Below are 12,039 nucleotides of genomic sequence, written 5' to 3'. Positions count from 1 at the left end.
AAGATGGGAAACTAGCGAACCTTCATCGCCAGGGTCCAGACGGAATTCTATTTCGACCCGTACTCCGCAGCATGTTTCACGCTGCCGGCGACAAGGAGATGCCAAGCATATTTCCAGTTTCTCGGGCGTTCTGTATCGATCGCTGCTTGGGCGAAAACGGATCAGTTGTCCCGTGAAACTTTCTCGGTCCCAACGGTGAACCATCCGACCGAAGCGAGTCCGATCATGGTCAGCAGGACACTGAACAGCAGAAGGTTCGACAACAAGGCAATGGACGCAAAGATCAGGACGCCCATGGCCGCGGCATGACGCGGCGGCAGAAGCCAAATGAACAGTCCGCCCAGCGTTTCCACCACCACGGCTTTGCGACTGTACCAGGTGGCGATGTCGCGAACCGTTTCGGTGTCAAAGTTGGCCCGCAACCAGTTGAAAACCCAGTAGTCGCGGTCGAAGAAATAGATTTCATAGAACACTTGGCCGGACCAATATTCGTCCGTCCATTTTCCCACCGCGCCGCCCAGCAATATCATCGACACGATCAGCCGGCTGAGCCATGCCGCGCGTCGGATCAAGACCTGTTCATGGGCCGGGCGTTGGTCAGCGGTCATCTCGTCCAGTTTCACCAGATTGGATGACAACCAGAATGCCCAAAGGCTGGTCCACCAAGCCGTCGCAAACGTCATGTCATTGTGGCTGCCCTGGTGCCAAACCAAGACGGTCATGCAGGCAAAACCGATCAGGCATCCGGTCCGACGGACCTTCGCGGTGGGCGTCACTACCGCAAAAGCGAGCGCGGAGATGCCGCCAAAAAATGCGATCCTGAGTGTCGTGATGGACTGCAACCAAGCAGGGAAAAAGTCATCCGCCAACGGCCAAGTGGAATACACGTAGTCCGCCGCTAGGAAAAACGACCACTTCCAAAACAACGCTGCCAGCATCAACACGACGACGAAGCGAAAGGCGGCCAATGGTCGTGACATCGACCAAGATTCCGCGGCTTCGGTGTCGATCCAATCGATGGTGTCCAAGGACGTCGACAAAGACGTTGGGGATGAATGCATGGATTACAGCCCTCGTGCCGGTGACTGCACGAGATCGTCATCCACCCGTCGCAGATGCATGGTGATGTCGGCATCGGTGTCGACTTGATAGACCGTTCGCAAGCGATGCCCGCGATAACTGGATTCCAGTTCGATCTGACAGTCCTGTCGATCTTTCAAATTTCGATAGCGACCGTTGGCAAAGGTGACCGAACGCAATGGGAAATGGTTGATCGTTGCTTCTTCGGATACCTGCCGTTTTCCGTCTTGCTGACGAATGATGGCGTATCGGTTGCGAAAGCTGTACATCGCGGGAATGGGCTGTTGCATCGCCCACAACGCAAACGATTGAGTCCGCAGGTGGAAGCGATCCATCGTTGCCCGAGTCACCGCGGGGACGAACGGGAACAGTGCCAGCCATAGTGTGATCGCGGCGATCAAGCCCACGATTGCCGCAAGCAGCGGATCATCGCGAAAACCGAAACGAGGCGGTTCCTCGGTCAAGACAGGTGGTGCACGCATCAGTGGCATTCCAGATTCAATTTCCTCGGTCGGTTTCGACCGGGGTGTGCGAATGCCGCGATTGGTAGATGTCGGATTCGCGTTAACAGAGAACGCTACGTTACGCAAAGCGTGCGTCAGCCAGCTGGTTGCACCGGAGACCCCCTTTTGACCAGGAATTCTTTGCGTTTCTTGCGGAATGGTCCGGTTGTACGTGCATGAAAGCGAAATTTTCGAGGGCCTGGACGCGAATTCAAACCCTCGAAAGCCAATTTTCCGCCAGACGCATGCCGTCTGGTCTAAAGCAAATCTGCTGTGAAAGTCTGGGGCGGCTTTTTGCCGGCGGGATCGTCGACCTTGATCTGAATTTGCTCTGCCCCGGCGTCAGCAGTGCTTCGATTCGTTTCAACGGCTTGTGGGATTTGAACCGTCACCGTCTGTTGCGGTGTGCGTGAAACCAATTCATAGCGATCGTCCATCACCCGATAATCGAAACTTGCAAATTCAGGATCGCTACCCTGAGCAACCCGATAGACGGTCAAGAATTCTGATGGCCGACCGGCCGTCGATTGTTCGGCGGGAACGTCGGCTGATAAATGCCATTCACGCAACTGAATTCTCGGACGTGGATTGGGATCGTATTGATTCGTTTGGTTGAACTTCAATCCCTCGGGAACCAAGAAGTTCACTTGACAGTGGACATCATCCTGGTGGACCAGAATCTGGTGCTGGTTTTCAATGTCAAATTTGTCGACGGCGTGAAGCCAGTAGGTCAACGTGGATGCTTCGGTCGGGACCAGACGGTCGTACACCACCACGGTTTCCGGCTTCACAAAGATGACGGCTCTGGTGAACCGCTCCAATGCGGATTGCGAGTCATTCGCGTGTGCACGATAGCAGTCGCCTGCTTCACCGACGACGACATCGACGTTGGGGGACTGGACGAAGTCGACGATCTTCGCTTGCGCCTGTGCAGAACGTTTCAGCTGTCCGGTGCCATTGACCGTGATGTTGTTGACAGATCGAGTGCTCCACATCCAGTTCTTGTGATGATCGCTGGCGTACATGTCCCGTTTTCCGGATCGAATCAGCAAGCGTTTCCCGTAAGCCCAAAGCAAGAACGAGTTGTTTGCTTCGTAGCCATGGGATTGCGTGCCGAACGGGCTGGACTTGAACGTGACTTGGACATTGTTCTTCGCGTCGATCAAGTTCGTGTTTAGCATTGCCTGGCCGGTGCCGGCGAAGCAACGAGATTCGGGCAAGTCGATCGGTGGGGATGCCTGCAGATTGCCCATCGCTCCACGAATGAATTGAACGTAGTCCGTTTCGGGTTCATGGTCGGGGTGTTGTTGGACGTACCAGCCCCAGTGGGGATTCCCCGACTGGGATGCCAAGACATGCATCAGGTCGACGACCTTGGATGATGATGCGTTGGCGTTCAAGTCGCCGAAACCACCGCCCACTTTCCCCGGAGGCAATAGATAGATCGGATAGTAGCCGATCTGACTGAAGTAAGGTTTTTGATAGGCATCGATCCGAAGCGCGCTTTTCATGATGTCGGCCCACCAAGTGAAACGGCTGATGTAGCTGTTCCAATACGTGACCCCTTCATGCCAACCGCCGTCGTCATCACTCCACACGGGATAGTTGCTGAAGAAGACGTTGGCGGCAAACCAAGTCCATTGGTCGGCGTCATCGATCTCCCCATGAAATGCAATTCCGACTTCGCCCAGGAAATGCCATGCACGGTTGCTGTGACTGGCGTAGGGGCTCCACAGGTGCCGGGGGCACAGATGTTCGTACATTTCCTGTCCCCGGATTTGCATCACTTCTTGGCACTTTCGCCGTTCGGCATCTGATAGCCGTGAATGGATGAATGTGTAGGCGCGCGAAAAGTAATACGCGTAGGGCATTCCTGCTTCATCGTTGTATCGATAGCCCGTCGCACCTTGTGGATCCCACTGAGCGCAATCCATCAAGATCCGTTTTGCCAGATCGCCATAGGCTTCGTTACCAGAAAGCCGATAGGTGAACGCCAGGGTCGTGGCCGAACGCAGGGCGGCAATGGTGCGCTGGCGGTTGCCCCACCAGAGTTCTCGCCATTGTTCGCCGCGCGGTGTGATGTCATCGCCATACTTGCGGGGTTCTTCCGTCGATGGAGGAGACTTCAGCAAACGATCGCATTGCCGGCATAGCTCTGCGTACTGTTCGGCCATCGGACCGTCGGCAAGCTCTCTCAAACGGTCCACGTCGTCGGGGCGAATGAACAATCGAGGGTGTTCGTCCGGAATGCGGTCCAGCAGATCGCCGCGCGAAGGCATGGGCATTTCTGGCAAACCGCTTTTGACCGTAAACCGTCGGGCTTGGCTCCAATTCGTTTTTCGGTCGCTGGCGTCGATTCCGCGATAACGCCAGAAGTAGGTTCCCGGTGAAAACGTGGACGACGGCGTATGTACCGACAAATCCAAGTCATCGGCCTGGTACGTGTCGGCAACTGGAAAATTCGGGTCAATCGAACACTGAAGTTGCCAGCGATTGATTTCTGTTTGAGGTCGCCAATGAAAACTGGGTGGATTCAACGACACGGCTGTATCGTGATCAGGACGATAGCCCCAATCCGATTCGGTCGCCGGTGACTGATCCAAGGGGCGTTCGGTCGCACCGCAATTGGAGGTGTCGAACAAAAGCACATCAAACGAAATGGACACCAATAGCGCAATGGCAAGCGATGGCAGCGGGCGGAGGGACATGGAAGCTTTTGGGGTGGGCAGGCGGGCGGGACACCAAATCATCATCGACTGGCGTTGCCACCATCGTACCGTCCGGCTTCGTTGAAGGTTTGCCTTCACACGCATCGAAGGGGTGATGGCCGCGGTGTCACATTGTCGCATCGGGCCCATTTGACTGATGAGGATTGGTCATTGCGGCTGAGTGCAAACCGAAGTCAGTCGCGTCAGAAGTCACGGTTGTACGGCGCGGCGACGTTCAGAAGTGGACCTGGAGGTCCACTTCTTGTGGGGTGCACGCATCCCGATTCCCGAAGGACGCTACTGAACGTTCGGTCGTCATGATTGGCCTGAGTCACGATGCTGTTTTGTGATGTCACGGTCTGAATGTGCGGCGTTTTCAATCAAAGGTGTCTGCTGCGGTGGGTGCCGCAATGAACTTCAAGTCACGATGAATGCCCCACGCTTTTCTTTTCGTCCTGATTGTGTTTGTGGACTGCTGGTTTTGTCTTGCCTGGCCAGTGTTGGGATGGCAGAGACGGTCGAAGTATTGCAAGACCCAGCGAGGATCGGGCAGCAAACCGATCCCACTTTTGATCAGGCTTGGGAAGCTTTGGTTCAACCCGAGGTCGCGTCCGATTTGCAAGTGCCCTGCCCTGACGAAAGTGAGCCAGGCGATCTTGCTTGTGATGCGGATCCGGGTTGGCTGGATTTGGATGCGGGGTACGACCACGGCTTTTACTTGGGGACTGCTGACGGCAACTTCAAGCTCCGAATGCTTGGGCTTTTGCAAACGCGATACTATTCCAACTGGCGCGACATTGATGCATCGGTCGGGGACCGATTGGAAGCTGGTTTCGTGCTGGAACGAGCTTCGTTGATCTTCACCGGCAACGTCTTGAACCCACAATTGCAGTATTGGTTTGTTCTGAACGGCGAACGGTCATCGGGGACGCGATTTGTTGAAGAGGCACGCATCAGTTACGCGTTCTCTGACGCGTTGTTGATGCAGATCGGTCGGCTTCGTAACCCAGCTTTCTTGCGGGAATTGGATATCAGCTATACCCGTCAATTGGGAATTGATCGATCTTACTACCATTCGGTGTTTTCAACGGGAGTCTTGGAAGGCATTACATTGACCGGCCAGACGCCTCAGTTCCGACTGATCGGGTTCTTGAGCGATGGTAGACATTCGGGATCTGTCAGTCGCACGAAGGACTTTTTCCAAGATCAAACCGACTTTGCATTGACGGTAGGCGGTGATTGGAAGCTGTTCGGGGAATGGGCTCAATACGGTGACTTTGCATCGTGGGCGGACGAAGGCCCTGCGTTGTTCGCCGGGTTATCGATGCATTACGAGCATGGTGAAACGCACGACGTATTGGGGGTCGACGAAGATTTCATCAGTTGGACGGCGGACCTGACCTACGAAAACGCGGGTTTCATGGCATTCGTCAGTACGGTCGGACGTCATGCCCAACAATCCAGGGGCAATGTTGATCAAACCGGCGTGATGATGATGTCCAGCTATCAAGTCGTTCCGGAGAAGTTCGAACCGTATGTGCGCTATGAGTACGTGGATTTCGATGGCGTGATCAACACGGGGGCATTGGCCCTGCCCGTCTCGGACAGTTCTCTGAATGTCCTCTCATTGGGGATCAATTGGTACTTCGCACGGCATGCCTGCAAATGGACCACCGAGGTGCTGCACTCATTCGATCCGGTTCCGTTCACCTCAGCGAATACCGGATTGTTGGCTGACCAGGCGGGCCGAGATGGCCAGACCGTTCTGGGAACCCAGTTACAACTGTTCTTCTAAGAAGTTGCCGGGCGCGGATGTCGCACCGGAAATTCGTGTTTTGGTCGGCATATTCGACAGATTCAGATCAACCACGGCGGGGCGTCAGGTTTGTACCCAACTGGTTGCTTGTGTCGTTTGACATCTCCGACTAGTGTCGGAATGACCTCATTCGCCGCACCAGACCGGCCCATCGTTGCGTTCCGTTCCGCCCACACGTCAGGGGCAGACAGACGGTTCTTTGGTGGACCGTCTTTGGCGGATGACGCGGCCATCTATCCCTTGAAGCGAAGGGGATCACCGAAATTGCAGGGAGGGAATCAAAGCAGTGTGATGCCCCAATGCCCTCCTCCTGTCATCACTTTCGGATCCGTCATGCGTTTACAACGACTTGCAACTTTGGCATTCGCCAGTGCTTGTTTGATTTTTTCGGCACAGGCCAGCGTGTCTGCGGACCAAGTCATTTGGTCGTCGCATCCAGCGATCGTCAATCCACAGGGCGCTGTGACGTACACGGCTTCCTCGCCGACGGGATCACCGGTGGTGGTCTATGAAGCTCCGGTGATCCTTCATTCGGCTGAACCGGTTCATCGATCGATCCCTGTCTATCGATCGTATCCCGCGGTACAGCGACCATCGACGGGGCACCGTCGCGTGTATCATCGCCGTGGTTTGGCGGGATACGAATACCAAACACAGCGTGCCCGTGCGCGAACTGCAGCAGGATACAATTCGCTGTTCGCCTTTTAAGAACGCATCGATCGACGCGATCGAATCAGACGCGGAAGGTTGAAAGGGTCTGCAGCAACTGAGCCGAGAACTCTTTCAGGTCGTCGCTGCTGTGATCCACTTTTTCACTGCATCCAGACAAGTCACCCGTTGATTCGCTGACGGCAGCGATGTCGCCGGAGATGCTGGTGGACGCGGTGGAGACCTCGTTGATGCTCTGGTTGATCTCGTCCATTCCGTGAGCGGCTTGGCCGATATTCAACGCGATCTCTTGAGCGGCTTTGGATTGTTCGCCGACCGCGGCGGTGATGGATGCGACGATCGCATTGACGTTTTCGATGACGGCGGTGATCGCTTCGATATCGGTCACGGCGTTGTTGGTATTGGTTTGAACGTCCGTGATTTTTTCGCGAATATCAAGCGTCGCGTCAGCGGTTTGTTTTGCCAAGTCTTTGATCTCGCTGGCCACGACGGCGAAGCCTTTTCCTGCTTCGCCTGATCGAGCGGCTTCGATGGTCGCGTTAAGCGACAGCAGATTGATTTGTTCGGAAATCTCGGTGATCACTTCGGTCACTTCGTCGATGGCATCGGCACGAGATCCCAGATGATGGATCCGCTGCCACGTGGACTTGGTTTGATCAACCGCTCGCATTGATACATCGGTCGCTTCGGAGGTGCTTTCGGCGATGGATCCGATGGTCGCCGTCATTTCTTCCGCGGCGGTTGCCACGGTGGCGATGTTGTTGCGTGACTGTTCCACGGCCGATGCGATACGTGAAATGTTCTGGCTCATTTCCTGTGTCGATGAATTCACATCGTTCGTACGTCGGTTGCTGTTTTTCGCGTGCGACGCAAGGTCATCGGCGACGCCTGAAAGGCTGCGTGCCTCTTGGTCCAAACGTGTGACGTTGTTGACGATGGTCGAAACGACTTGGTGTAATTTGTCCATGAATCGGTTGAACCAACCGGCCAATTCACCGAATTCATCTTGCGAATGTATCTCGATTCGCTTGGTCAAGTCGCCTTCGCCATCGGCGATGTCATGCAGGCTTTGGGTGACCACCTTGATCGAACGCAATAGCCCCCATGCCACCCACAGGCTGGTCGCCAGAATGGCGATGAAGATCAGGGTCGAAATCAGACGCATCGACCAAGCGTTGCTAGAAAGAGATTGTTCCAATTGTGCGCGGATCACCGCTTGTTGTTCATCGATGTTGTCCAGATAGACACCGGCACCCAGCCACATGGTGGTGCCCGGAATCAATTCCGCATAACCCAGCTTGGCCGTCGGTCCGTGTCCCGGCTTGTCCCAGACATATTGGACAAACCCGCCACCCTGATTGGCGGCCTCGTTTAGATCGACCACGAGAGGGACGCCATTGACATCGGTCATGTCCGACAGGTCGGTGCCCTGCAACGAATGGTTGGTCGGGAGGGCAACGTTCGTCGTCCCATCGTAGACGTAGTAGTATCCCGATCGGTCGTCTTCGAAACGAATGCCGTCGATCAAACGACGAATTTCGGCGATCCGTTCGTCTTGGGTGTTAAGGCCACGAATGTGTTCACCCAACGCTTCGGCAAGCGTATGGCTGGCGACCTGCAGTTTTTCTTTCTGGTCGTGCAGCATCCGCTCGGTGCTAAGCCGCAGTCCGATTTCTGCAGCGTTTCGGCCATTCTGTTCGCCGAAGTATGACATTTCGGCAAACAACGCCATGATCAAACAGGCGACAAGCAGCAGACGACTGCGTACGGAGATGCGGTTGAGCATTTTCGCTGGGCTCGGGTTCGGGTGTGGTAGTGGACAACCAAACCTAGGTCACCAGCGGCATGAAATGGTGCGACAGGGTGACGCACCGGCGACGGCTATAAACCGGGGCAAAGGCCATCGCCCACAATGCAACGACGGCTAGGACAGAAGGGCACGTGGTGCCCGCGTTAGCCGTTGATCAGTTTCAGAAGTGTTTCGCGGACCTGTTGTGGATTCGCATTGGGATTCACCTTTTTCGCTTGCCCGATCAGTCGACCGACCGCCTGTTGTTTGCCACCGCGAACGTCTTGGACCACTTGCGGATTGTCATCCAACAGTTTCTGGCAAAGCGATTCGATTTCGCCGCTGTCGACCGCTTCGATTCCCAGTGCGGTGCAGGCCGAATCGACATCCGTATCGTTTTCGATCAGATAAGCGAAGACATCGCGCGCGCGGTTGTTGTCCAGATCACCCGACCGCACGCGGCCCAACAAATCTCCCAATCGCTTGGCAGGAATCGGGAACTGTTCGATCGACGTTTCCTGTTCCTTCAACGTACGCAATACATCTTGCTGGATCCACGAACTGGCGCGTTTGGGGTCGCCGCTGACATCGGCGACGGATTCAAAGTACCCCAGGATGGCGGCACCTTGATTGACGATGACGTCCGCGTCGTAGGCAGACAGACCGTGTTGGGTCTGCAAGCGGTCACGAGCCTGGGCGGGAGTTTCTTGGATCGTGTCGCGAACTTGATCGATGAACGATTGGGGCAGTCGTACGGGCAACAAATCGGGATCGGGGAAGTATCGATAGTCGGCCGATTCTTCTTTTTCTCGCTGGGCAAACGTTTGTTCGCGTGAATCATCCCATCCGCGTGTCGTCTTGGGGGCGTCCTTGATCGTTTGACCGGTTTCTTCCCAGTGTGCGTACTGGCGTTCCGCTTCGTAATCCAACGCTCGTTCGACGGCGCGGAAGCTGTTCATGTTTTTGACTTCAACGATCGGCGTGGCGATCTTTTTGCCATCCACATCCAGATGCAAGTTGATGTTCGCATCGACACGCAAACTGCCTTCTTGCATTTCGCAGTCGGACACTTCCAAGTGTGTCAACAGAAGCTTCAGTTCGGTCAGATAGTTTTTGGCTTCGGCGCTGCTGCGCAGATCGGGTTGGCTGACGATTTCCAAAAGCGGTGTTCCACATCGGTTCAAGTCGATGCGTGAATCGTTCCGACCAGAGGTTTCGTCGTGTTGGCTCTTGCCGGCGTCTTCCTCCAGGTGTGCACGGATCAGCCCAATGCGTCGCGTGTCGCCTTCGGATGCGGGATCGTCGATGTCCAAGAAGCCGTCAGCGCAAATGGGAAGATCGTATTGGCTGATTTGATATCCCTTGGGCAGGTCGGGATAGAAATACTGTTTGCGGTCCCATTTGGTCATCGGCGGGATGTTGCAGTTCAAGGCCAGTCCGGCTTTGACCGCCAATGTGATTGCTTGGCGATTCATGACCGGAAGCGCACCAGGCATGCCCAGGCAGACCGGACAGACTTGGCTGTTGGGTGGCGCACCAAATCGAGTGCTACAACCGCAGAACAGTTTGCTGTCGGTCTTCAGTTGAACGTGGACTTCCAGCCCGATGATGGTTTCGTATTGCGGCATGTCGTTGCAGCGGCCAGGAAGGAGGAATGTCGATGAAGAAGAAAGCGAATCGGATCAAATTCAAAAAACGATTCGGCCGTTGGGGGAAATCAGTGCCCATGCTGGTCCACGCACAGGCGGTATCTTCCGTGAACGGTGCACCGCTATGGTTTGCCCGGTCGCAATTGATGGAATTGGGTTTGGCTTTGGAACGCGGCTGCCGCGAATAGCAAGCGAGATTCTTCCAACGCCGGGGCCTGTAACTGCACGCCGATCGGCAGCCCCGAATCATCAAGGCCCGCCGGAATTGAAATCGCGGGGATCCCGGCCAGGTTGGCGCCGACGGTGTACAAATCACAAAGGTACATTTGGATCGGATCGTCAAGCTTGTCGCCCAGGGCGAAAGCGGACGTCGGTGCCGTCGGACCGAGCAGCAGATCGGCCTGCTGGAACGCCGCGTCGTAGTCGCCGCGGATCAACCGCCGGACTTTCAAGGCTTTGTTGTAATAGGCGTCGTAGTAACCGGTCGAAAGCGCGTAAGTGCCGATCATGATTCGCCGTTTGACTTCGCTGCCGAAACCTTCTTGGCGGCTATGGCGATACATCGACAGCAGAGGGCCGTCGGCGGGATCGATGTCGGCATCCGATCGATGCCCGTAATGGGCGCCGTCGTAACGGGACAGATTACTGCTGGCTTCGCAGGGAGCGATCACGTAATAAGTCGGCACCCAGTATTGGCTGTGGGGCAATTGGACGTCGACGATTTCCGCACCCAAGTCGGTGAAGACTTGCATGGCTTCGGTCACCGATTTTTGAACCGATTCGTCCAGGCCGTCTTGTTCCAATCCATCACGCAGCACCCCAATTTTGATGCCACGCAAATCGGACGACTGGATCGCTTTGCTGTATTCGGGCACCGGCGTGTCCAGCGATGTGGAATCGCGTGGTTCATAGCCGGCGATGGTTTCCAGCAGCAAGGCGACGTCTTCGGCGGACCAAGCCATGGGGCCGATTTGATCCAGGCTGCTGGCGAATGCGACCAAGCCGTAACGGCTGACTCGGCCGTAAGTCGGTTTCAGCCCCGTGATGCCACAGTGTGACGCAGGTTGGCGAATGGATCCTCCGGTGTCGCTTCCCAAACTGGCGGGAACTTGGCCGGCGGCAATCGTGGCGGCAGATCCGCCGCTGCTGCCGCCGGGAATGCGATCGTGATTCCATGGGTTGCGGGTCGGGCCGTAGACGCTGGTTTCGTTGCTGGCGCCCATGGCGAATTCGTCCATGTTGGTTTTGCCGATCAAGACCGCATCGGCATCACGCAGCTTTCGGATCACCGTTGCGTCGTAGGGCGGCACGAAGTCACGCAGCATCCTTGATGCGCAAGTGGTCGGCATATCCGTCGTACAGATCAGGTCTTTGATGGCGATCGGCACACCGGCCAGCGCGCCAAGCGATTGGCCGGCCGCGCGGCGACGGTCGACGTCGTCGGCGGTCGCCAAGGCCGTTTCGGCGGCCACATGAGTGACGGCGTTGATTTTTGGGTCCGTCTGGGCGATGGCTTCCAACGATTGTTCGGTGATTTGCCGCGCCGAAGCGTCGCCGGACGCCAGGGCGTTCAGGATGGCGGAAACGGAATCAAGCATGGACAACGGTGGGCTTGCGAAAGTGTCGTCGGTGTCAGCGGTGCCGCGTGAAATCGAACGGAAATCCGCGAGATCGGCTGACAAACCGTCAGAGTATCCAACATCCGATTCGATTCGACCATCCGGGCTGATTTGCCCGCTGTCGACCCCTTTGGACCAGCGGACATCGCCACCGCTGCGATGAATTTTTGATGAACCGTCACCCTCGCACCTCTCCAAAGTCTTGG

8 protein-coding genes are annotated in these 12,039 nt (G+C 56.0%); 2 read left to right on the top strand and 6 right to left on the bottom strand.

Annotated features, from left to right (window positions below; translation table 11 throughout):
* Positions 1 to 161 precede the first annotated feature (161 nt).
* From Mal65_RS22180 to Mal65_RS22170, 3 genes are all read right to left on the bottom strand, one after another.
* Positions 162 to 1,061 carry a hypothetical protein gene (locus tag Mal65_RS22180; protein ID WP_145302775.1) on the bottom strand — a complete coding sequence of 300 codons (900 nt, stop codon included), beginning with the start codon at positions 1,059 to 1,061 and terminating at the stop codon, positions 162 to 164.
* Positions 1,062 to 1,064: 3 nt separating this feature from the next.
* Entirely contained in the window at positions 1,065 to 1,562 is a 498-nt protein-coding gene (locus Mal65_RS22175; protein ID WP_145302773.1) for a hypothetical protein, read from the bottom strand.
* A 278-nt stretch (positions 1,563 to 1,840) separates the two neighbouring features.
* Positions 1,841 to 4,291 carry a DUF4962 domain-containing protein gene (locus Mal65_RS22170; protein ID WP_165701457.1) on the bottom strand — a complete coding sequence of 817 codons (2,451 nt, stop codon included), beginning with the start codon at positions 4,289 to 4,291 and terminating at the stop codon, positions 1,841 to 1,843.
* A 427-nt stretch (positions 4,292 to 4,718) separates the two neighbouring features.
* Here Mal65_RS22170 and Mal65_RS22165 point away from each other — a divergent pair, with 427 nt between their 5' ends.
* Positions 4,719 to 6,086: a putative porin gene (locus Mal65_RS22165; protein WP_145302767.1), complete on the top strand. Its 1,368-nt coding sequence runs from the start codon at positions 4,719 to 4,721 to the stop codon at positions 6,084 to 6,086.
* A gap of 354 nt (positions 6,087 to 6,440) precedes the next feature.
* A complete protein-coding gene (locus Mal65_RS22160; RefSeq protein ID WP_145302764.1) occupies positions 6,441 to 6,815 on the top strand; it encodes a hypothetical protein in 375 nt (124 codons plus the stop codon).
* Between the two features lie 25 nt (positions 6,816 to 6,840).
* Here the strand turns inward: Mal65_RS22160 and Mal65_RS22155 are convergent, their stop codons facing one another.
* From Mal65_RS22155 to gatA, 3 genes are all read right to left on the bottom strand, one after another.
* Positions 6,841 to 8,562, bottom strand: a complete 1,722-nt coding sequence (locus Mal65_RS22155; protein ID WP_145302761.1) for a methyl-accepting chemotaxis protein — start codon at positions 8,560 to 8,562, stop codon at positions 6,841 to 6,843.
* Between the two features lie 167 nt (positions 8,563 to 8,729).
* Positions 8,730 to 10,193, bottom strand: a complete 1,464-nt coding sequence (gene gatB, locus Mal65_RS22150; RefSeq protein ID WP_145302758.1) for an Asp-tRNA(Asn)/Glu-tRNA(Gln) amidotransferase subunit GatB — start codon at positions 10,191 to 10,193, stop codon at positions 8,730 to 8,732.
* A 143-nt stretch (positions 10,194 to 10,336) separates the two neighbouring features.
* The gene (gene gatA, locus Mal65_RS22145; protein WP_145302755.1) at positions 10,337 to 11,812 is read right to left on the bottom strand and encodes an Asp-tRNA(Asn)/Glu-tRNA(Gln) amidotransferase subunit GatA; all 1,476 of its coding nucleotides are present in this window, start codon (positions 11,810 to 11,812) and stop codon (positions 10,337 to 10,339) included.
* Positions 11,813 to 12,039: the final 227 nt, after the last annotated feature.

Origin of the sequence: Crateriforma conspicua, assembly GCF_007752935.1 — a bacterium.
GTDB classification, from domain to species: domain Bacteria; phylum Planctomycetota; class Planctomycetia; order Pirellulales; family Pirellulaceae; genus Crateriforma; species Crateriforma conspicua.
Note: the sequence above shows the minus strand (reverse complement) of the source record. Positions and strands in the feature narration are given on the sequence as shown.

Bases quoted from the DNA above. Each gene is read 5' to 3' on its own strand.
- Mal65_RS22180 (WP_145302775.1), bottom strand. From the start codon at position 1,061: ATGCATTCATCCCCAACGTCTTTGTCGACGTCCTTGGACACCATCGAT.
- Mal65_RS22175 (WP_145302773.1), bottom strand. From the start codon at position 1,562: ATGCGTGCACCACCTGTCTTGACCGAGGAACCGCCTCGTTTCGGTTTT.
- Mal65_RS22170 (WP_165701457.1), bottom strand. From the start codon at position 4,291: ATGTCCCTCCGCCCGCTGCCATCGCTTGCCATTGCGCTATTGGTGTCC.
- Mal65_RS22165 (WP_145302767.1), top strand. From the start codon at position 4,719: ATGAATGCCCCACGCTTTTCTTTTCGTCCTGATTGTGTTTGTGGACTG.
- Mal65_RS22160 (WP_145302764.1), top strand. From the start codon at position 6,441: ATGCGTTTACAACGACTTGCAACTTTGGCATTCGCCAGTGCTTGTTTG.
- Mal65_RS22155 (WP_145302761.1), bottom strand. From the start codon at position 8,562: ATGCTCAACCGCATCTCCGTACGCAGTCGTCTGCTGCTTGTCGCCTGT.
- gatB (WP_145302758.1), bottom strand. From the start codon at position 10,193: ATGCCGCAATACGAAACCATCATCGGGCTGGAAGTCCACGTTCAACTG.
- gatA (WP_145302755.1), bottom strand. From the start codon at position 11,812: ATGCTTGATTCCGTTTCCGCCATCCTGAACGCCCTGGCGTCCGGCGAC.